This window comes from Acinetobacter sp. YH12249, assembly GCF_013417475.1.
Taxonomy (GTDB): domain Bacteria; phylum Pseudomonadota; class Gammaproteobacteria; order Pseudomonadales; family Moraxellaceae; genus Acinetobacter.
The window spans coordinates 1-20,488 of record NZ_VPDX01000024.1 but is presented as its reverse complement, the minus strand read 5'-3'; the positions used below and the strand labels follow the sequence as shown (position 1 = coordinate 20,488).

Here is a 20,488-nt window from a genome sequence, read left to right as displayed (position 1 = left end):
ACGTAAAATCAATAACAAACCTAACATAATGCTACAAAGTATGTCTGCGGATGCCGCTATTGTAAGTACGAAATATTCATGTTGAAAATTTTGTCCTGATCAAATAGGTATCGTATGACAACTAAAAATAATCTCCCTCATGCGGGATTGAAACTTGCAAAAATTGCAGTGGGTGGTGTAGTTCTACTTGGACTCGGGGCTGCAACCATGGCTTATGCCAAGAACGATTCTTTACCCACTGTAGAGAAAGTTGAATTGGACCGTTATCTGGGCACTTGGTATGAAGTGGCTCGTAAGCCACTTACATTCCAGAACAAGTGTGATCGTGACGTTACGGCGACGTATACATTAAATGAAAATGGTAACGTTAATGTAGATAACCGCTGTATCCAGAAAAATGGTCAGGTGACTCAATCCGTAGGTGAGGCATACATTCAGAATGCACCTTATAACACCAAGCTTAAGGTAAGTTTCTTGCCAGAGTTTATTCGCTGGTTACCAGTGGGCCGTGGCGATTATTGGGTATTAAAACTGGACGATAATTATCAAACCGTACTGGTCGGCGAGCCTAAACGTAAATATATGTGGGTATTGTCACGTGATCCTCAACTGGATCAGAATGTGGTGAATGAATACCTGCAATATGCGCAATCTGTGGGTTATGATTTGAGTGATGTAATTCATACTAAACAGACCCAACAGGCAAGAAAATAAAAGGCCACTCGGGTTATTTAAAAAAACCATGCTTCGGCATGGTTTTTTTAATCCTTCTCTTTTTTAAATTATGTATTTTGCCTTGTAATTACCTTTGGCCTTTGGGCAGATGAATCTTCAAGCTTTATTTTAGACTAATCGTTATAATGCGCTGGAATGATCTTGGGTTTGAAGCATGTATAAAGGCATTGCATTATCGGTATTGGCATCAGTAGTATTTGGTGTTCTTTATATATTCACGCCATTTTTGCAGCCTTTAGACAGTGAACAGACCTTTGCCTGGCGGATGTTGGCGACCATTCCATTTTTGACTGCGTTCATGTGGTGGTCAGGTGACCTCAGCCATATCACTCAAATTTTAAAACGCATTCTCAAACAACCTGCTTTTCTGCTCTGGTTGATCATCAGTTCCCTGTTATGTACGACACAGTTGTGGCTCTTTTTATGGGGACCAATTAATGGCCGCGGTTTACAGGTATCCCTAGGATATTTCCTGTTGCCCTTAGTCATGGTGCTGGTCGGATGTGTGCTTTATAAGGAAAAACTATCGCGCTGGCAGATGGCAGCAGTCGCACTGGCCATATTAGGTGTGGGACATGAAATCTGGCGAATCGGTTCGATCGCCTGGGAAACGGTCTATGTGGCTTTGGCTTATCCACTGTATTTCTTCCTGCGCCGTCGCTTTGGTACGGATCACTTGGGTGGATTCTGGTGGGACTTGTGTCTGATTCTGCCAGTGGCTTTCTATCTGGGCTTTGTACATAGCGATTCTCTCAAGCTTATGGTCAGTTTCCCTCATCTCATCTTGGCAGTGTTGGGTTTGGGCTTCTTAAGTGCTTTAGGCTTAGGTAGTTATATTCTGGCAAGCCGTTATCTGCCTTTCGTAATTTTTGGTCTGCTGAGCTATCTGGAGCCAGTACTTTTGGCTTTTGCGTCTATGGCATTAGGGGAGCGGGTTGAAGCCGGCGAATGGCTGACCTATCTTCCGATCTGGCTGGCCGTCGTATTGTTGGTAATTGAAGGTATACTACACATTGTTGAACAACGAAAAAGACGCCTGACACTAGCACAAAATTTAGAGCGTTATCAGAAACGTTTAGATTCTTGAATGATAAATTTGGCTGAATAAACAACATTTAACAAAAATCTGGTTTTTACAGGGAATAGATGATTTTTCAAATTTTAAATGCAAAATCATCTGACTAATTACAATTATTTTCAAAATTTATAGTGAATATATCGGATTTTCGGCCAGAGTTAATCAGCTTTTGATTCAAACTTGCGGCCAATTCCATTACAATTATCGGGTTTTGAAATTTATGCTTAGATTTACAATTAATTAGAGGACGTATCTGTGAGCAAAGACACTATCGTTGCCCTCCATGCAGAGCACCAAGGTCGTTGGAAAAACCGTGAAGAACTTGCGGAACGTATGATTGCCCTAGTAGGTCAGTTATATCGTGAAAAAAATATCGTAGCTACAGTTTACGGTCGCTCTTTAATTAACCGTTCTGTAATCCAGATCCTTAAAGCGCATCGTCGTACTCGCGTATTAGACGTTGAGCTTTCTGTTGTAGACACTTTCCCAATCCTTGAAGCATTGGCAAAAGTGGAAAACATCGGTACTGCTGAAATTGATCTAGGCAAACTTGCTGTTGAATTCAAAGCAAAAGGTGGTGATGTTAACGCATTCGTTGCTGACGCTGTGAAATCACTTGAAGGCAATGCAACTTCTGTAGAAGGTAAAGACGTTGTGCTTTACGGTTTCGGTCGTATCGGTCGTATCCTTGCCCGTTTGATGATCAGCCAGTCAGGTCTAGGCCGTGGCTTGAACCTGAAAGCAATCGTAGTTCGTAAGTCATCTGATGGTGACCTTGAAAAACGTGCGTCTTTATTGCGTCGTGACTCAATCCATGGTCCATTCGCGGGTACGATTTCTGTAGATGAAGAAAACGAAGCAATCATTGCAAACGGTCAGTTCATCAAAGTGATCTATGCATCTAATCCATCTGAAGTGGATTACACTGCATACGGTATCGAAAATGCTTTAGTGATCGATAACACTGGTAAATGGCGTGATGCTGAAGGTCTTGCTCAACACCTGAAATGCCCAGGCGCTGCTCGCGTAATTCTGACTGCACCTGGTAAAGGTGACATGAAGAACGTTGTATTTGGTGTGAACCAGGCTGACATCCTTGATGAAGACCAAATCATCTCTGCTGCAAGCTGTACTACCAATGCGATCACTCCAACACTGAAAGTGTTAAACGACAAATACACAGTGATCAATGGTCACGTTGAAACAGTTCACTCGTTCACAAACGACCAGAACCTGATCGACAACTACCACAAAGCTGACCGTCGTGGCCGTGCTGCAACATTGAACATGGTTATCACTGAGACTGGTGCTGCTAAAGCGGTTGCGAAAGCACTTCCTGCACTGAAAGGCAAGTTGACTGGTAACTCTGTACGTGTTCCTACGCCAAACGTATCTCTTGCAATTCTGAACCTGACTTTAGACAAAGAAGTTGATCGTGATGAAGTAAATGAATACATTCGCCAAATCTCAATCAATTCTAACCTTCAAGGTCAAATCGGTTATACAAACTCTACTGAAGTTGTATCTTCTGACTTTATCGGTTCTCGTACTGCAGGTGTATTTGACGCTCAAGCGACAATCACTTCAGGCAACCGTTTAACTTGCTACGTTTGGTATGATAACGAAGTGGGTTATAGCTGCCAGGTACTTCGCATTGCTGAACAAATGGGCGGCGTAAGCTATCCAAAAGTTCCTGCTGAAACAAATGCATAATTTGTAGAAGTTATCTAAAAAAGAGCCTCTTTTGAGGCTCTTTTTTTATTGTGGAAGATAAAGGTGACAAATCAGCTTTATCAAATCATATCCTTTAATTGATGGAAAATTCACCTTGATACGTCCATATGAATCTGTTAGCTTACAAATGGTAAGTACATTAAAAATAGTAAGTAATAACTAAAATTGTGATCAAGAAAGGAACTCTTCAATGACCAAATATGCAATCAGTCCATTACTGGGGCAGGTGCTATCCAATGAATGTCCATCCCGTGAAATACTGGAACATCTCACCAATAAATGGTCAGTGCTGGTATTACGCTGTTTAAGTGAAGGCGTACATCGCTTTAGTGAGCTGAAGCAGCGAATTGAAGGGGTCAGTGAAAAGATGCTGGCACAAACCTTAAAAATGCTGGAGCAAGATGGTTTTATTTTAAGAACGGTTTATCCGGTTGTGCCCCCTAAAGTGGAATATCAATTGACCATTACCGGTTCGCAAGCGGCAGAAAAAATAAATTATTTGATTGGCTGGGTAGAGCGGAGTTTGCCAGAAATTTTAGAAAATAAAGAGCGTGTTGCTAAATAAAAATTAAATTGCTTTTGGGGAAGCAATAGATGAAAAAATCAGAAAATTTGATTGCGACAGTGTTAGCAGTCTACGCAATTATCTTAACCTTATGCATCGCTATTTATGCAATTTTTAAAAGTTTAGAAGTTGATATTACTTTAGCGACAAATCTTTTGCTTTGGTCGGCGGGGATATTTGCTCCAATAGCGGTCTTAATGACTTACACGAATTGGCGAGAGCAAAAAGGCAGTGAATTAATTGCTGCTCAATCTAAAGATTTAATAATTTATTTAAAGGAATATAAAGCTCAAACTAATAAGCTTCTGGCGCTTGTACTTAATAACTATTTAAATGAATTAGATAATGAAATGATAAAAAAATTTTTAGGTCCTAAAATCGAGCCATGTGAAATCAGAAGGATATGGGGTTCTTTAAGTCCCCTAAGGCAAAATATAAATGATGCTTTGAGTTTTATAAATTTTAATCAAGATAATAAAAAATTAGGAAAACTGATCGACGAATATCGTGAGCTTGCTAGCAAAATTGACTCGCATATATATGGAATAAATAATGAGGAAATCTATCATCAGTTTTTTAGGATAGCATTTTCTGAAAAACTTGATGAATTGATTGAGGAGATGTACGAATATGCGTTATATCGAAAAACATTAAATTTTTAATTAGTAATGAGAAAAGGAATAAACCATTCGATTTATTCCTCATAAAACACTTAATTTTTAACCATCTTATTAAAATCCCACCGATCAATCAGTAAAATTCCAATCGAAAAAACCAAAGCTAGAATCACACAACCCATCCAACCAAAATGCTGCCAGGCATATACTGCACCGAGTGAACCTATAGCTGCACCAGTAAAGTAAATCGTCATATACACCGCATTAATTCGCGAACGGGATTTAAGATCAATCCGATAGACCAAATTTTGATTGAGCACGTGAAATGCTGTTAAACCAAAATATGCCATGAGTACGCCAATCGCATAAATCACGATATTTTGCTGGGCAAAAAATAGAGGGATAGTTGAGAAAAACATCAAAGCAATACAGAGTTTTGCTACAAAGTTTTGTCTACCTTGTCCCACAATTTTACCCGACCAACTTGATGAATAAATCCCGATCACACCAAGCAAGCCAAACAGACCAATTTCAAAATCAGTAAAGTAATATGGCGCACTGCCTAAGACAAAAGTCATAGAGGTAAAAATCATCGACAAAATACCAAAACCCAAAGCACCAGCACAGGCACGACGAATCAGATGTGGATTATTTTGAGCAATGATAAACAACGAGCGGTAAATTCCTATCATTGTTAAACCTGCTTGCGGCGTCGTGTTCGGAAGTTTTTTCCACATGATCATCGCAAAACCTAAAGTGATGATACCACTGGTGAAATACACAGCATTCCAGGACCAATAGGTCGATACAAAGCCTGCAAATGTTCGCGATAAAATGATGCCCATGACCAAGCCGCTCATGAGTTTACCTACAGTGGCTGCGCTGGATTCGGGTGGGCTAATACTCGATGCAAAAGGAATTAGGACTTGTGCCGAAATTGCGCCGAACGTCGCACAAAGGGTAAATAGATACAGCGTGCTTAAGTTGCTACTTAACGATAATAAAATCTGAGAAAGAGCAGCAAAGACCATTAAGCTAACAATGAGTTTGCGCTTATTTAAAAAGTCACCTAGTGGGACCAAGAGCATTAAACCTAAAACATAGCCAATTTGTGCAATCACTACAGTCAAACCAGCTTCACTGGTGCTAATGCCTAAACCTTTTTCAATCGAATAGATAAGCGGTTGATTAAAATATGCTGATCCTGCACATAAACCACAGGCAAGTGCCATCAATAAAACAAATTGTGATGACAATGGGCTGAGAGTATTCCTTTCCTTAGGATTTGACATAACAAAAACTCTGATTGAAAGAATTGCACTATATGAAGATGTTACGCCAAGCAGAAATAACAAAAAACAATCAACTTAGCATTGCGAGCTATATGTACATCAGACGATCAATTCAAGCTGGATTGTACTTTTAAAATTTTGATACAAGCTCAAAAAAAATCTGCTTGAAATGCATGATCTTCATGGAATAGTGAATAAATATAGTCGAGAAATGCTTTAAAATATGGCAGAATAGGCGGTTTTTAAAGTTTTTAGAGGATTGGCATTATGCGCTTTGTTGATGAAGCAGTCATTACCGTAGAGGCTGGCGACGGTGGCAATGGCGTAGCCAGTTTTCGCCGTGAAAAGTTCGTACCATTTGGTGGTCCAGATGGTGGTGATGGTGGTCGTGGCGGCAGCATTTATATTCAGGCTGACGACGACACGAGTACCCTTGTAGATTATCGTTATACCCGTAAATTTCGCGCTGAACGTGGTAAAAACGGTGCTGGCGCAAACTGTGCTGGTCGTGGTGGCGAATCAGTTATTTTAAAAGTTCCTGTGGGAACAACTATCGTCGATTCAGAATCTGGCGATATTATTGGCGATCTGGTTGAAGACGGCCAGAAAGTATTAGTGGCACATGGCGGCCAAGGTGGTTTGGGTAATACGCACTTCAAATCATCAACCAACCGTTCTCCGCGTAAATGTACGCATGGTACCAAAGGCGAATTCCGTGAAATCCGTCTTGAGCTGAAAGTACTGGCTGATGTGGGCTTGCTTGGCATGCCAAACGCAGGTAAATCAACCTTTATCCGTGCAGTCTCTGCAGCAAAACCAAAAGTGGCAGATTATCCGTTTACGACCATGGTACCTAATCTGGGTGTAGTGGATGCGGATCGTCACCGTTCATTTGTAATGGCGGATATTCCAGGTCTGATTGAAGGTGCGGCAGAAGGTGCAGGTCTCGGGATTCGCTTCCTGAAACATTTGGCACGTACCCGTATTCTGCTTCATATTGTAGATGTTCAACCAATTGACGGTTCAGATCCAGCTTACAATGCCAAAGCGATTTTGAATGAGTTGCAAAAATTCTCCCCAACACTTTCAAAATTACCGGTGGTATTGGTTCTGAATAAGGTCGATCAGCTTGCTGTAGATACTCGCGATGAATGGTGTAATCACATTCTTGAAGAATTGCAGTGGGAAGGTCCTGTCTTTAAAACTTCAGGCTTAACGGCTGAAGGAACTAAGGATGTGGTGTATTACCTGATGGATCAAATCGAGCAGCAACGCGAACGCGAAGTTGAAGATCCTGAATACGCAGCAGAGATGAAAGAATTCCGTGATCAGCTTGAAGCTGAAACACGTGAACAAACGATTGCTGCGAAAGAAGCTTATCGTGAAATGCGTCGCGCTCAACGTCTGGGCGGCGATGACTTTGATGATGAAGATGATGACGACAGCGACGTAGAAGTATATTACGTACGTTAATCTTTTAAAGATAAGTCTGAGGACAAGATGATAGAAGTGGTAGATGGGCAACGTCAGCTCAAGGGTTGTAAACGAATCGTTGTTAAAATCGGATCATCTTTACTCACAGCAAACGGGCAAGGTTTAGATTTAGATGCGATCTCGCATTGGGCGGGACAAATCGCGGATCTACACAATGCCGGACACGAGATTATTCTCGTTTCTTCCGGAGCTGTGGCTGAAGGTATGGTTCGAATGAAACTTGAGAATCGACCCACCGATCTACCCAGTCTTCAGGCTTGTGCTGCCATTGGTCAGATGGGTTTAATCCAGACCTGGTCAAGTGTGCTGGAAAAACACAGCATTCAAACTGCTCAGGTGTTATTGACTCATGATGACCTGGCAGACCGTCGTCGCTATCTCAACTCTTGTGATGCTTTGCAGCACCTGATTGATTGGCATGTGATTCCGGTCATTAATGAAAATGACACGGTTTCTACTGACGAAATTCGCTTTGGTGATAACGATACCTTAGCTGCGATGGTGGCGGGACAAGTTCACGCAGATCTGCTGATTATCCTGACTGATCAGGAAGGCATGTTTGACTCGGATCCACGTTCTAATCCGGATGCCAAACTGTTCCATACCGTGCGTGCCATGGATGAAAGCCTATTTGATATGGCAGGCGGCGGCGGAAAATTTGGTCGTGGCGGTATGCTGACCAAAGTCCGTGCTGCACGTCTGGCTGCCAAGTCTGGTTGTCCAACGTTGATCGCTAGTGGTGACAGTGACTGTGTTTTATCGCGTCTGATGGCGGGTGAAATGCTGGGTACGTTATTTATCACTGATGATGATCGCATGACTGCACATCAGCAATGGTTGGCTGCACACTTACAAACGGCAGGGCGTTTGGTCATTGATGATGGTGCTGTTAAAGCCATCAAAGAAAACCATCGTAGTTTGTTGCCTGTTGGTGTCAAAGCGGTTGAAGGGCATTTTGACCGTGGTGATGTAGTGGAATGTGTCGATCGACAAGGTCACCGTATTGCTGTAGGACGTGTCAACTTCAGTTCGCGTTCAGCGGAAATTGTCAAAGGTCTGGCATCAGATAAAGTGCATCAGGTCTTGGGTGAAGCACGTTCTTTAGAGATGATTCATCGCAATCATATGGCGATTTACTAAATCTTCGGTCTATAAAAAAATCCCGCTTTCGAGCGGGATTTTTTTATGACATTTGGATTAAGTTTATTTAATCCATCCCATTCGAATAAAAGGCTTAAACAGGAATTGATGAATACTGAAAATAAAGCTCATGATTTTATTCTCATATTTCCACCAGAGCGGTAAGCCGGCAAGATTGACTGCCAGAGCAATCAGGAATGCTCCCACCATATCAATCGGAAAATGCACACCTACATAGACCCGTGACCAAGCGACTAGCCAGGCAGTCCAGAGCAGGATTCGACCCAAATCACGTTGTGCTGAGAAATAATAGGCAAAGGCAATCCCGCTAAAAATACTCATGTGATTGCTTGGGAATGAACCTGTAGGTGCGTGCTCAATCAGGGTTTGACCAACCTCCATGACAAAAGGGCGGGGTGTGTTTAGAACGGCAGATAATACTTCGCTAATAGTCAAAGTAATCGCTGTAAAGACCGCAGCTTTAATAATCCCAGTTTTTACTTCATGACCACCGCGCAGCCAGGCAATAGCAAAAATCAGCAGGAATACATACACCAGATCATGTGCTATCAGACTGGCATAGTTGATCATCCAGATCGAGGCTTGGTCAGGTACATTGAGAAGATGAAACAGATACAGGTTCAGTTGATCGAGTGACATGAGGAGAGAGAGGGCTGACACAAATGTCCGTTACTCTAAACCGATCAAAGCTCAATTCATATCTGAGTTTGTATGAATTTGTAGCATTGATTTTTCGCAGAATATTCAAGTGATAAAAAACCACCCAAAAGGGTGGTTTTTAAACATCTAAATAATTTTATTAAGACTTATTTAAACTGAATAGAACCATTGGCGCTCACGGTCATTTTGGATTCACCCGCTGCCATTTCCTGTTCTGGAACTGCTTCGGCATAAGCAGATTTGGCCATCGCCATGCGTGGCACAGGTGGATAACCCGAATTATGGGTGTTGATATTCAGATTCACCAGTTGATAGCCTGGTTTGTTCCAGGCTTGAGCCAGACTTTGCGCACGTTGCTGGAAGTTTTTCGAAGCTTCAAGCATCAGCTCGTTTTCGACTTTCTTACGTTTTGCTTCAGATACTGTGAAGTTAATTGATTCAGTCTGGAAGTTCTGTTGTAGCTCAGCAATCAGTTGTGAGGCGGCTTTAAAGTCAGTTGATTCAATCCGTACCTGCGCACGAGCACGCCATTCTCTTAACTTGCGGTTGTCGTTGTCATAGACTGGATAGGTATGCTGTGAACCGGTTTCAATTTTTACAGTAGGGTATTTTTTAGCAGTATTAATGGCCTGCGTCATCAACTGATTGATTTGTGCTGCCAGCTCAGCCGGCTGTTTATTGGATTTTTCAACAAATAAATTGGCATTCATCAGGTCATTGGAAATATCGCGGCTGGCTTCTGCCGAGATATTCACCACATTATAATTCAAGGTTTCTTCAGGAGCTGCGAAAGCGGCAGAAGATAATGCGCCGAGCAAAGCAAGCGCTGAAAAAGAAGAAAGACGCATTTTGTTGTCCTGTTTTAGTGGAATTGTTGGCCTTGTGCTGATCATAAAATACTAAGGTGGAAATGTGTTGATATTCCGAAATTATTGTCGTTGGATTGTTAAAAATATATTTTATTTATTATAGGTATATAGAAACTAAATGTGATAAAAATTATATACTTATTGAGATAATTGTTTGATAATTACACTGTTGTATTCATGACAACAAAATTGCATAAAATGTTTAGGGTTCCTTGTCATTGCCATGCATAAAGTTGATAATTTAGACAGCAACATTTTTTGATATATTTTTTCAATAACAGCCGAGGCAAATTGATACTAAAAGTTGTTTATTTTCCTGAAAAAAACTGTATCATCCGCCTCTCCTAGTTACTGAATAGAAAATTGTCTAACTAGATTATATAAAGCACCGAGTCAAACGACCGCAAGTCACCAGACTTATTTCTTTCAACCCATATCAGAGATGGTAATTCGATATGAGCGTTTCTTCTGTAAATCCTGCCACCAATTCCACAAACGAATACTACTTGACTCGCCAAAGTCAGATGGAATCGAATGTGCGTAGTTATCCACGTAAATTACCGTTAGCGATAGCGAAAGCACAAGGTTGCTGGGTTACCGATGTTGAAGGTACGGAGTACCTTGATTGTTTAGCTGGGGCAGGGACATTGGCATTAGGCCATAATCACCCTGCGGTCATTCAAAGTATCCAGGACACACTTGCAAGCGGTCTTCCATTGCATACGCTGGATCTCACCACTCCTTTAAAAGATGCTTTTACTGAAGCACTTCTGGCTTACCTGCCAGGTGGCAAAGAAGAATATTGCTTACAGTTCTGTGGTCCATCTGGTGCAGATGCGACTGAAGCAGCGATTAAACTTGCCAAAACCTTTACTGGCCGTAGTTCAGTGATCAGCTTCTCTGGTGGCTATCACGGTATGACTCACGGTTCTTTGGCAATGACAGGTAACCTGTCTGCGAAGAACTCGGTGAATGGTTTAATGCCAGGCGTTCAATTCATGCCATATCCGCATGAATACCGTTGCCCATTGGGTCTAGGCGGTGAAGCGGGCGTTGATGCTTTGACTTATTATTTCGAAAACTTCATTGAAGATGTCGAAAGCGGTGTAACCAAGCCAGCAGCTGTGATTCTTGAAGCGATTCAAGGTGAAGGTGGGGTGGTAACAGCACCTGTAAAATGGTTGCAGAAAATCCGTGAAGTGACTGAAAAACACAACATTGTGTTGATTCTTGACGAAGTTCAAGCAGGCTTTGCGCGTTCAGGCAAAATGTTCGCATTCGAACATGCTGGTATCGAACCTGATGTGGTTGTAATGTCTAAAGCCGTTGGCGGTAGCTTGCCACTTGCAGTACTGGGTATTAAACGTAAGTTCGATGCATGGCAACCTGCTGGCCATACCGGTACTTTCCGTGGTAACCAGCTGGCAATGGGTACAGGTCTTGCGACGCTACAAACCATTAAAGAACAAAATCTTGCGCAAAATGCACAAGAACGTGGTGATTTCCTGCAAGCTGAACTGAAAAAACTGGCTGCTGAATTCCCATGTATCGGTAACGTACGTGGTCGCGGTCTGATGATCGGTGTTGAAATCGTCGACGAGCGTAAACCGGCAGACCATATGGGTTCTTTCCCTGCTGATGGCCAATTGGCTGCAGCAATTCAAACCGCTTGTTTCAACAACAAACTGTTGCTGGAAAAAGGTGGTCGTAACGGTACAGTAATCCGTTTACTTTGCCCATTGATCATCACTCAGGCTGAGTGTGAAGAAGTTCTGGTTCGCTTCAAGAAAGCGGTTGCTGAAGCTCTAGTCGCAGTTCGAGGCGCATAATTCATGGTAGATTTTGCAGAACACCGTAAAGCGTTACTCTGCAATGATGCTGCATCTATCGCTGACTATGAGTCGGCGATGGATCAGGCGACCAAAGCGGTTGCAGCATGGTTGCAAAATGACAAGATGTATACTGGCGGTAGCATCAAGGAATTGCGTAGCGCAATTGCTTTCAATCCTTCTAAAGAGGGTCTGGGCGTAGAGAAATCTTTAGAGCGTATGGTTGAGCTATTCCTCAACAAGAGCTTGAAAGTACATCACCCGCATTCGCTTGCGCATTTGCATTGCCCGACAATGGTCACTAGCCAGATCGCGGAAGTGTTAATTAACGCCACTAACCAGTCCATGGACTCTTGGGATCAAAGCCCAGCAGGTTCTTTGATGGAAGTGCAACTGATTGACTGGTTACGCCAAAAAGTCGGCTATGGCTCAGGTCAGGCAGGTGTTTTCACTTCTGGTGGTACGCAATCCAACCTGATGGGCGTGTTACTTGCACGTGATGCCTGCATAGCGAAAAACTGGAAAGACGAAAACGGTAATCCGTGGTCGGTTCAGCGTGATGGTATCCCAGCGGATGCAATGCGTAACGTTAAAGTCATCTGTTCTGAAAATGCACACTTCTCTGTGCAAAAGAATATGGCGATGATGGGCATGGGCTTCCAGTCTGTCGTGACTGTTCCTGTGAATGAAAATGCTCAGATGGACGTTGATGCGCTGGAAAAAACCATGGCGCATCTTCAGTCTGAAGGCAAAATCGTGGCATGTGTGGTGGCAACTGCTGGTACAACTGATGCTGGTGCAATTGATCCCCTCAAACAGATTCGTGAAATCACCAATAAATATGGTGCGTGGATGCACATCGACGCAGCATGGGGTGGTGCACTGATTCTGTCTAATGACTATCGTTCTATGCTGGATGGCATCGAGCTGTCTGATTCTGTGACACTGGATTTCCATAAGCATTACTTCCAGACCATTTCATGCGGTGCATTCTTGCTGAAAGATGAAGCGAACTATCGTTTCATGCACTACGAAGCAGAATATCTGAACTCTGCTTATGACGAAGAGCACGGTGTACCTAACCTGGTGTCGAAGTCGCTACAAACCACTCGTCGTTTCGACGCGTTGAAATTGTGGATGACTGTAGAAGCGTTGGGTGAAGAGCTTTATGGTTCGATGATCGACCATGGCGTGAAATTGACTCGTGAAGTCGCAGATTACATCAAGGCAACTGATGGTCTGGAACTTCTGGTTGAGCCACAATTTGCATCGGTATTGTTCCGTGTGGTTCCAGCAGGCTATCCAGCTGAGTTTGTCGATGCCTTGAATCAGAACGTCGCGGATGAACTGTTTGCACGTGGTGAAGCAAATATTGGTGTGACTAAAGTGGGTCAAGTTCAATCACTGAAAATGACGACTTTAAGCCCGGTTGCAACGCTTGAAAACGTGAAGAACCTGTTGGCACTTGTGCTTGCAGAAGCGGACCGTATCAAAGATTCAATTGCTGATGGTACTTATACACCGCCAATCGCATAAGCGGTTGCAGGTGAAAAAAGGAGATCTAGATGATCTCCTTTTTTATTGGGTTTTGATCCATATATAGATCATCAGCTTCAAGGTGATTAAGCTGCAAATAAAGGATTAAAGCCTTTTTTCCTTAACAGTTTACGGTACATACTGGAGCTGCGATCTGCCGGGAAATGTGCTTCCAGAGATAAGTCTAGCGGTAAAAACTCAGGCTTCTGGTTTTCGACAATCAGGCGATCTTCTTCAAAAATCTTCAGATTAAAATCGTAGGCTTCTTCAACGGGTAAGTCTTTATCATAATTACGACAGATAGGAGCAAACAGTCGGGTCTGACGGGCGGTCATCGGTGAAGCAGCATTCATAATCACCTGTTTGGCATCATTAGGGAAATGGATGGTCAGGGTTGCAGTAAAGGGCAGACTAATTTCAAAATGCCGTAGCCATTTAAAATCTTCCTGACCACGCTGATCTAACCCAATCGGATAACGGCCGACACTGCTGATATAGTCGGCACTGAAACCATATTCTGTTTCTGTTGTGGTGTAATCCGGGACTTCAACATCATTCGGATCACCGAAGGTATCCGGATGTACCCAGGCAAAATGGGCGACATCAATAAAGCCTTCTAGCTGTCTACCCGCAAAACATTTGATGTCAACTTGTGGGCAAACCAGTTGCTGATAATCTGCATCATTCCAATAAGGCATCACTGGAATATTCGGTTCAGCATCTTTGTCAGCTGTCAGTGAACACCAGATCAGACCATAACGTTCAACCGCGGCATAGGTCCGTAAATGAAACCGATCTGAAATTTTATGCTGTGGATGGGCAGGGATACGGTTGCATTTACCTTGTGTACCAAAACGCAAGCCATGATAAGGACAAACGACGCCTTGACCATCATTTTTTCCCAGACTTAAGGGCACGCCACGATGCGGACAGGCATCTTTGGCCACGATCAGTTCATCCTGCATCTTATAAATGACCAGTGGCATATCTAGCAGCATTGTCCCTAACGGCTGTTCGGAAATATCACGGGCTAAGGCTACTGGATACCAATATTGAGCCAGGAGATGCCAGTCATGTTCTTCAAATGTCATGTGAATCGGTAAATCGGGATTGAAAACTGGAATGGTTGTGCTATTCATGACGCTATCACTGTGATTCTTTATTTCCAATATAGGCCAATGTGATGTTCTACGAAATTCCAAAGATCAGGACATCCTGTTGCATAAATTCGAACAGGATGTAAGGAAGAATGAGCTATAGGCAAAAAATTAAAGGAAGCAATATTTAAAGTTCCAAAAAAGCATCCCGAAAGATGATTCTTCTATTTTCCATGCACAAAATGTGCATTCAGGACTTTATGCCTAATGTGATATGCAAGCTCCATTCAGACAAAATCAGCTAATGTCAGGGAACAACAAAAATATCTGATTCAGGATGAAGAGATGACTAATTTGCATGTATCCCAACCCGTTGGCTGTATTATTCAAGGAAAAATGGTACAAGGCGCTGCCGAAAGTTTTGTAGTGATCAATCCTGCTGATGAGCAGGTATTGGCCCTATGTTCCTCTCCCTCGGAAGCACAAATTGAAGATACCATCCGTAGTGCCGAGCAGGCATTTCAACACTGGAAAAATACGGATGATGCAACGCGACAGTCAATCCTGCATCGTATTGCAGATCGTATTGAAGAACATCGGGAAGAGTTAGCGCGTTTAGTGGTGCAGGAGCAGGGCAAACCTTATGCACTGGCTGAATTTGAAGTCGGTGGGGCCATTGCCTGGACCCGCTATCAGGCAGAACTCAAGATTGAAACTGAAATCTTACAGGATGATGCTAATAAGCGGATCGAACTTTATCATCGGCCTTTAGGAGTTGTAGCATCGGTTACTCCATGGAACTGGCCTTTAATGATTGCTGTCTGGCATATCATGCCGGCAATCCGCGCTGGCAATGTAGTGATCAATAAGCCTTCAGAATTTACCCCATTGTCTACCCTTCGACTCGGTGAGCTGATTCAGCAAGAGGTTGCACCTGGAGTGGTCTCTATACTTACAGGAGGCGGTGAGGTCGGTGCCAATCTGACCAGTCACCCTGCAATTGCCAAAGTGGTATTTACCGGTTCAACTGCGACTGGGCAAAGAATCATGCAAAATGCAGCCGCGACTTTCAAACATCTGACACTGGAACTTGGTGGCAATGATGCAGGCATTGTTTTGCCAGATACCGATATCCAGGCAATGGCAACCCGAATCTTTAATGGAGCTTTTATCAACATGGGCCAGACCTGTGCAGCGTTGAAACGGCTGTATGTGCATGACAGCCAATATGATTCACTGGCACAGGAATTAGTAAAAGTCGCACAGCAACAATCTCTGGGAGATGGTTTAGCCGAGACGACTACTTTTGGCCCAGTGCAAAACATCAAGCAATACCAAAAAGTTCAGACCATGATTCAGGAAGCTCAGGATGAAGGTGCAATAGTCATGACATCTGGTCAGAATCTACTCGATACAGGCTATTTTATTGCACCCACAATCGTGACCAATGTGAGCCCAGATAGCCGTCTGGTGCAGGAAGAGCAGTTTGGTCCGGTATTACCTTTGATCCGTTATTACGATATTGAAGAAGTACTGACTGAAGCCAACAATACGGATTTTGGTTTAGGTGGTTCGATCTGGTCCTCCGATCTGGAACAGGCACAACAGTTTGCTCAACGACTGAGTTGTGGTACGGCATGGATCAATACGCATGGTGAGATTTTCCCGCATGTACCTTTTGGTGGATGGAAGCATTCGGGCATCGGTGCCCAGTTCGGACTGAGTGGGCTGCTCGAAAATACGATTCAGCAGGTTGTTCATATTAATAAAACTTAAATCAAAAAAAAGCTCAAGTTAAACTTGAGCTTTTTTCTTTTACTTTAAGATATATCAACGTAATAAAGGGCGGGCAGCCTGAAAATCAAAATGTAATTGCTTGAATTTATTTAAGACAATATAAGATTTGATATGACCAATAAAATTACAGCTCAGCAATTTTTCAGTCACAAAATTTGCCAGCATTTCCAGATTTTTGGCACCTACTTTTAACATGAAATCTGCATCACCACTTAAAGAAAAAGCTTCCTGAATAGCTTCTTCTTCTTCAATCAATTGTTGAAAAGCGATCTTCGCTGCTGCGTCATGTGTTTTGAGATTGACCTGTACCATAGCCAAAACTGCAATCCCTAAAGCTTCAGGATGAATGCAGGCGCTATAACCTAAAATAATTCCTTTTTGCTCCAGCAGCTGACGCCGTCTAGAACATTGAGAGGCTGACAAACCGATTAAATCTCCGATTTCCTGATTCGTCAGGCGCCCATTTTTTTGCAAAGCCTGGATGATTTTCCAGTCAAATTTATCCATTGCATCCATTGCATTGAATCCTTATCCGATACACGTTTTATGTGTTTTTGAATCATTGTGACTTGCATTATGCACGAAATCAGAAAATGAAATGCAATATTCTGTAATTGAAGCATAATAAGTGATAGGGAAAATAATAATGTTTATGGAAATTGGTCAGTACCTTAATCAGCGCCTGCAAGAGCTAGGAATTCAGCATATTTTTGGTGTGCCAGGCGACTTTAATCTCTCCTATTTAGAACAGATCGAAATTGATCCGAAACTGGAATTTATTGGTAACTGTAATGAGCTAAATGCAGCTTATGCAGCGGATGGTTATGCCCGTCTGCATGGTGTCGGCGCTTTACTGACCACTTATGGGGTTGGTGATTTGAGCGCGATTAACGGCATTGCAGGTGCATATGCCGAGCAGGTTGCCATGGTGCATATTTCCGGTATCCCGCCTTTGCATGCCGTAGAGCAGGGTGCTTTGTTACACCATACCCTGATTGATGGCGATTATGACAATATCATGAATTGTATGCGCGAATTTACTGTGGCACAAACGCGTTTGACTCCAGCCAATGCAGTGAGTGAAATTGACCGGGTATTAAAGCAATGTATATTGATGCGTCGACCGGTTCATATCCAGCTCCCTTCAGATATTACCCATCTTCAGATTAAAGTACCTAAGCAGCCTCTGGATCTGAGCCGTCCACAGAGTGATCCAAAACTTCTGCAAGAAACTGCGGCACGGATAGCCAAACGCATCAAACAGGCACGTCAGCCAGTCCTGCTCATTGACAATGAAGCAGAAATTTTCCAGCTTACCGATATGCTGCAAAATTGGGCTGAGCGCATGCAGATTCCCTATACCTGTCTGTCTACTGCCAAAAATATCATGAATGAAAGTCACCCCTTATATGCGGGCGTTTATGCAGGTGCAGCAAGCGCAGCATCGACTTGTCAGCTGGTGGAACAGTCAGATTGCCTGATCGCTATTGGGCCACGTTTTACCGATGTTGCCACAGCATTTTTCTCACATCGTGTATCCGCACAAAATATGCTGTATCTGGCGGATTCCTGTCTTTGTTTAGATGGACAGATGATCAGTGGACTGGATTTAGCTCAGTTGATTCAAGCCATATCAAAACAGACTTTAGATGATCAACCACATACTTTTAATCCTGCACCGAAACCACATTTACAAACTCAGCAGATTGAAGAAAATACTGCGCTGAGCCAAACTGCACTCTGGCAGCAGATTTCTGAGTTCTTGCAGGAAGATGATGTGATTGTGGCAGAAGTGGGCACCGCCAATGCGGGGTTGTCTGGACTAACCTTGCCAGTGACCGCCAAGTATCTGGTACAACCGATCTGGGGTTCAATCGGCTATACCTTGCCTGCCTTGCTTGGCAGTATGCTTGCTGCACCACAGCGCCGTCATCTGCTGTTTATTGGTGATGGTTCGATTCAGCTGACCATTCAGGAGCTTTCTACCTTATTAAGAGAAGGCTTAAAACCCGTAATTTTTATTTTAAATAATGGCGGCTATACCATTGAACGTTTGATCATGGGTGAAAATGCCAAGTACAACGATATTCAGAACTGGCAATACAGCCAGTTTGCTCAAGTCTTTTCTGCTGATACTCCGCATCAGGCTCATATAGTGAAAACCCCGGCAGAATTAAAGCGTACACTCGCACAAGTTCATCAGGCTGAGGAATTATGTCTGATTGAACTGCAACTCCCACGTATGGATGCACCACAACGTTTAAAACAGTTTGCTGAAGTCGTGGCACGCTATGACTATGGTGAATATGGTTATAAGCAGCTGGTTGAGCAGAATACACCTCCCTACAAAAAGGCAATCTAGCAAAATGTAGAAATTAAAAAAATTGTTCACAAGGAGTGACAATATGGATGTTGAAGATCATCAATTAAAAAAACAGCTTTCCAACCGGCATATCCAGCTAATCGCCTTAGGTGGAGCGATCGGTACAGGATTATTTTTAGGTTTATCACATACAATTCAGCTGGCAGGCCCATCAGTGCTTCTGGGCTATGCCATCGCTGGCATCATTGCATTTCTGATCATGCGCCAATTGGGTGAAATGGTGGTGCATGAACCGGTCAGTGGTTCATTCAGTTATTTTGCCAATAAATACTGGGGCAAAAAAGCAGGCTTTATTTCAGGCTGGAACTATTGGGTGCTCTATGTCTTAGTGAGTATGGCTGAGTTGAGTGCAATTGGTACTTTTATTCAGTTCTGGTGGCCGGAGATTCCGACCTGGCTCACGGCACTGGCATTCTTCCTGCTTATGAATGGGATCAATCTGGTCAATGTCAAATTCTTCGGTGAGAGCGAATTTATATTTTCCATGGTCAAGATCATTGCCATTTTAAGCATGATCGGATTCGGGATCTATCTGCTGTTTAGCGGTTCTGCAGGAAGTCAGGCCAGTGTGACCAACTTGTGGCAGCATGGCGGATTTTTCCCTGAGGGCTGGTCGGGTTTTATGATGGCACTTGCCGTGATTATGTTTGCATTTGGTGGGCTGGAGCTGATTGGTATTGCTGCTAGTGAAACCAAAAATCCAGAAAAGACCATTCCAAAAGCAGTCAATCAAATTGTCTACCGTGTACTCATTTTTTATATTGGCGCCATAGGTGTGTTGCTATGTCTCTATCCATGGAATCTGGTGGCGCAAGGCGGTAGTCCGTTCGTAATGATTTTCCAGTCATTGAATAGTCACGGCGTGGCCAATGTTCTTAATTTTGTAGTCTTGGTCGCTGCACTTTCAGTCTATAACAGTTGTATTTACTGTAATACCCGTATGTTATTGGGTCTGGCTCAGCAGGGTAATGCACCGGCATTCTTAAAGAAAATTAACCGCCGTGGTATCCCGGTGAATGCTGTTCTATTCTCGGCAGCAGTCTCCGGTATCTGTGTATTAATGAATTACCTCATGCCGGGTGAAGCTTTTGGTATTCTGATGCTACTGGTGGTTTCAGCTCTGGTGATTAACTGGCTGATGATTTCACTGACCCATCTGAAATTCAGAAAAGCCATGCAGGAACAGCAGCAGACGACCGCATTCCCAAGTCTGTTTGGCCGCTGGAGTAATTACCTGACGATTTCATTTATCATCATGATTTTAATGATCATGAGCTTTACCAAAGAAATGCAGATTGCTGTTGCATTGGTGCCGGTCTGGTTGCTGTTTTTGACGGTGATGTATGTGATGAAATATCGCAGGAAACCTGTGCTCTTGCCTGAATCTACTGAACCCACCACTTAAATAAAAAGGCCCTGAACAGGCACTGCTGTCCCATAGTTTGCTTTAAATAAAAAAACCTGAGTCCTAACAGTTAAAATATGAGTGCAAACAAACACTTTAACGACCAGGGTTCAGGTTTTGTCACATCAGAATACCGTATTTCATGAGCTAATTAAACCTGTTGTGCGACAGGATTTTGAACAACTTGCTAAAGTACACCATGTTGGACAGAAATTTAGAGCGGCTTCCCGGTGGGA

General features: G+C 43.0%; 18 protein-coding genes. 13 read left to right on the top strand and 5 right to left on the bottom strand.

What is annotated here, in order from left to right; all coding sequences use genetic code 11:
- The first annotated feature begins 114 nt into the window (after positions 1–114).
- The 5 genes from FTV25_RS12395 to FTV25_RS16120 all read left to right on the top strand — a co-directional run bounded on the left by FTV25_RS12395 (position 115) and on the right by FTV25_RS16120 (position 4,774).
- Entirely contained in the window at positions 115–714 is a 600-nt protein-coding gene (locus FTV25_RS12395) for a lipocalin family protein (RefSeq protein ID WP_180003982.1), read from the top strand.
- Between the two features lie 175 nt (positions 715–889).
- Positions 890–1,822 (top strand): EamA family transporter RarD, encoded by a 933-nt coding sequence (gene rarD, locus FTV25_RS12390; protein ID WP_180003981.1) that lies wholly within the window; start codon positions 890–892, stop codon positions 1,820–1,822.
- Between the two features lie 246 nt (positions 1,823–2,068).
- A complete protein-coding gene (locus FTV25_RS12385) occupies positions 2,069–3,526 on the top strand; it encodes a glyceraldehyde-3-phosphate dehydrogenase (RefSeq protein WP_004782721.1) in 1,458 nt (485 codons plus the stop codon).
- Positions 3,527–3,737: 211 nt separating this feature from the next.
- Positions 3,738–4,112: a helix-turn-helix domain-containing protein gene (locus tag FTV25_RS12380; RefSeq protein WP_159123113.1), complete on the top strand. Its 375-nt coding sequence runs from the start codon at positions 3,738–3,740 to the stop codon at positions 4,110–4,112.
- Positions 4,113–4,141: 29 nt separating this feature from the next.
- Entirely contained in the window at positions 4,142–4,774 is a 633-nt protein-coding gene (locus tag FTV25_RS16120) for a hypothetical protein (protein ID WP_257218977.1), read from the top strand.
- Between the two features lie 50 nt (positions 4,775–4,824).
- Here FTV25_RS16120 and FTV25_RS12370 read toward each other — a convergent pair whose 3' ends face one another.
- Positions 4,825–6,021, bottom strand: coding sequence for an MFS transporter (locus FTV25_RS12370; RefSeq protein ID WP_180009800.1), 1,197 nt, complete (start codon positions 6,019–6,021; stop codon positions 4,825–4,827).
- A gap of 267 nt (positions 6,022–6,288) precedes the next feature.
- On the opposite strand from FTV25_RS12370, the gene cgtA reads away from it, so the two are divergent.
- Positions 6,289–7,494 carry an Obg family GTPase CgtA gene (gene cgtA, locus FTV25_RS12365; protein WP_004782712.1) on the top strand — a complete coding sequence of 402 codons (1,206 nt, stop codon included), beginning with the start codon at positions 6,289–6,291 and terminating at the stop codon, positions 7,492–7,494.
- 27 nt (positions 7,495–7,521) lie between these two features.
- Positions 7,522–8,655, top strand: coding sequence for a glutamate 5-kinase (proB, locus tag FTV25_RS12360; RefSeq protein WP_180003977.1), 1,134 nt, complete (start codon positions 7,522–7,524; stop codon positions 8,653–8,655).
- A 63-nt stretch (positions 8,656–8,718) separates the two neighbouring features.
- Here the strand turns inward: proB and FTV25_RS12355 are convergent, their stop codons facing one another.
- A complete protein-coding gene (locus FTV25_RS12355) occupies positions 8,719–9,315 on the bottom strand; it encodes a phosphatase PAP2 family protein (RefSeq protein ID WP_180003975.1) in 597 nt (198 codons plus the stop codon).
- A gap of 167 nt (positions 9,316–9,482) precedes the next feature.
- The gene (locus tag FTV25_RS12350) at positions 9,483–10,184 is read right to left on the bottom strand and encodes an SIMPL domain-containing protein (RefSeq protein ID WP_180003973.1); all 702 of its coding nucleotides are present in this window, start codon (positions 10,182–10,184) and stop codon (positions 9,483–9,485) included.
- Between the two features lie 476 nt (positions 10,185–10,660).
- Here FTV25_RS12350 and FTV25_RS12345 point away from each other — a divergent pair, with 476 nt between their 5' ends.
- Both FTV25_RS12345 and FTV25_RS12340 read left to right on the top strand, forming a co-directional pair.
- Positions 10,661–12,034, top strand: coding sequence for a diaminobutyrate--2-oxoglutarate transaminase (locus FTV25_RS12345; RefSeq protein ID WP_159123116.1), 1,374 nt, complete (start codon positions 10,661–10,663; stop codon positions 12,032–12,034).
- A 3-nt stretch (positions 12,035–12,037) separates the two neighbouring features.
- Positions 12,038–13,570, top strand: coding sequence for an aspartate aminotransferase family protein (locus FTV25_RS12340; protein WP_034703653.1), 1,533 nt, complete (start codon positions 12,038–12,040; stop codon positions 13,568–13,570).
- 86 nt (positions 13,571–13,656) lie between these two features.
- Here FTV25_RS12340 and FTV25_RS12335 read toward each other — a convergent pair whose 3' ends face one another.
- On the bottom strand, positions 13,657–14,709 hold the full coding sequence (locus tag FTV25_RS12335) for an aromatic ring-hydroxylating dioxygenase subunit alpha (RefSeq protein ID WP_180003970.1): 1,053 nt from the start codon (positions 14,707–14,709) through the stop codon (positions 13,657–13,659).
- A 303-nt stretch (positions 14,710–15,012) separates the two neighbouring features.
- Between FTV25_RS12335 and FTV25_RS12330 the strand changes: the two genes are divergently transcribed.
- Entirely contained in the window at positions 15,013–16,443 is a 1,431-nt protein-coding gene (locus tag FTV25_RS12330; protein ID WP_180003968.1) for an aldehyde dehydrogenase family protein, read from the top strand.
- A 54-nt stretch (positions 16,444–16,497) separates the two neighbouring features.
- Here FTV25_RS12330 and FTV25_RS12325 read toward each other — a convergent pair whose 3' ends face one another.
- Complete coding sequence (locus tag FTV25_RS12325; RefSeq protein WP_034703664.1) at positions 16,498–16,971, bottom strand: Lrp/AsnC family transcriptional regulator; 474 nt, start codon at positions 16,969–16,971, stop codon at positions 16,498–16,500.
- A gap of 139 nt (positions 16,972–17,110) precedes the next feature.
- Between FTV25_RS12325 and FTV25_RS12320 the strand changes: the two genes are divergently transcribed.
- The 3 genes from FTV25_RS12320 to FTV25_RS12310 form a co-directional block, all read left to right on the top strand.
- The gene (locus FTV25_RS12320) at positions 17,111–18,826 is read left to right on the top strand and encodes an alpha-keto acid decarboxylase family protein (RefSeq protein ID WP_180003966.1); all 1,716 of its coding nucleotides are present in this window, start codon (positions 17,111–17,113) and stop codon (positions 18,824–18,826) included.
- Positions 18,827–18,869: 43 nt separating this feature from the next.
- The gene (locus FTV25_RS12315; protein ID WP_159123120.1) at positions 18,870–20,252 is read left to right on the top strand and encodes an amino acid permease; all 1,383 of its coding nucleotides are present in this window, start codon (positions 18,870–18,872) and stop codon (positions 20,250–20,252) included.
- A 117-nt stretch (positions 20,253–20,369) separates the two neighbouring features.
- The coding region (locus FTV25_RS12310; RefSeq protein ID WP_180003964.1) for a DUF4372 domain-containing protein at positions 20,370–20,488 on the top strand (119 nt) is incomplete at its 3' end.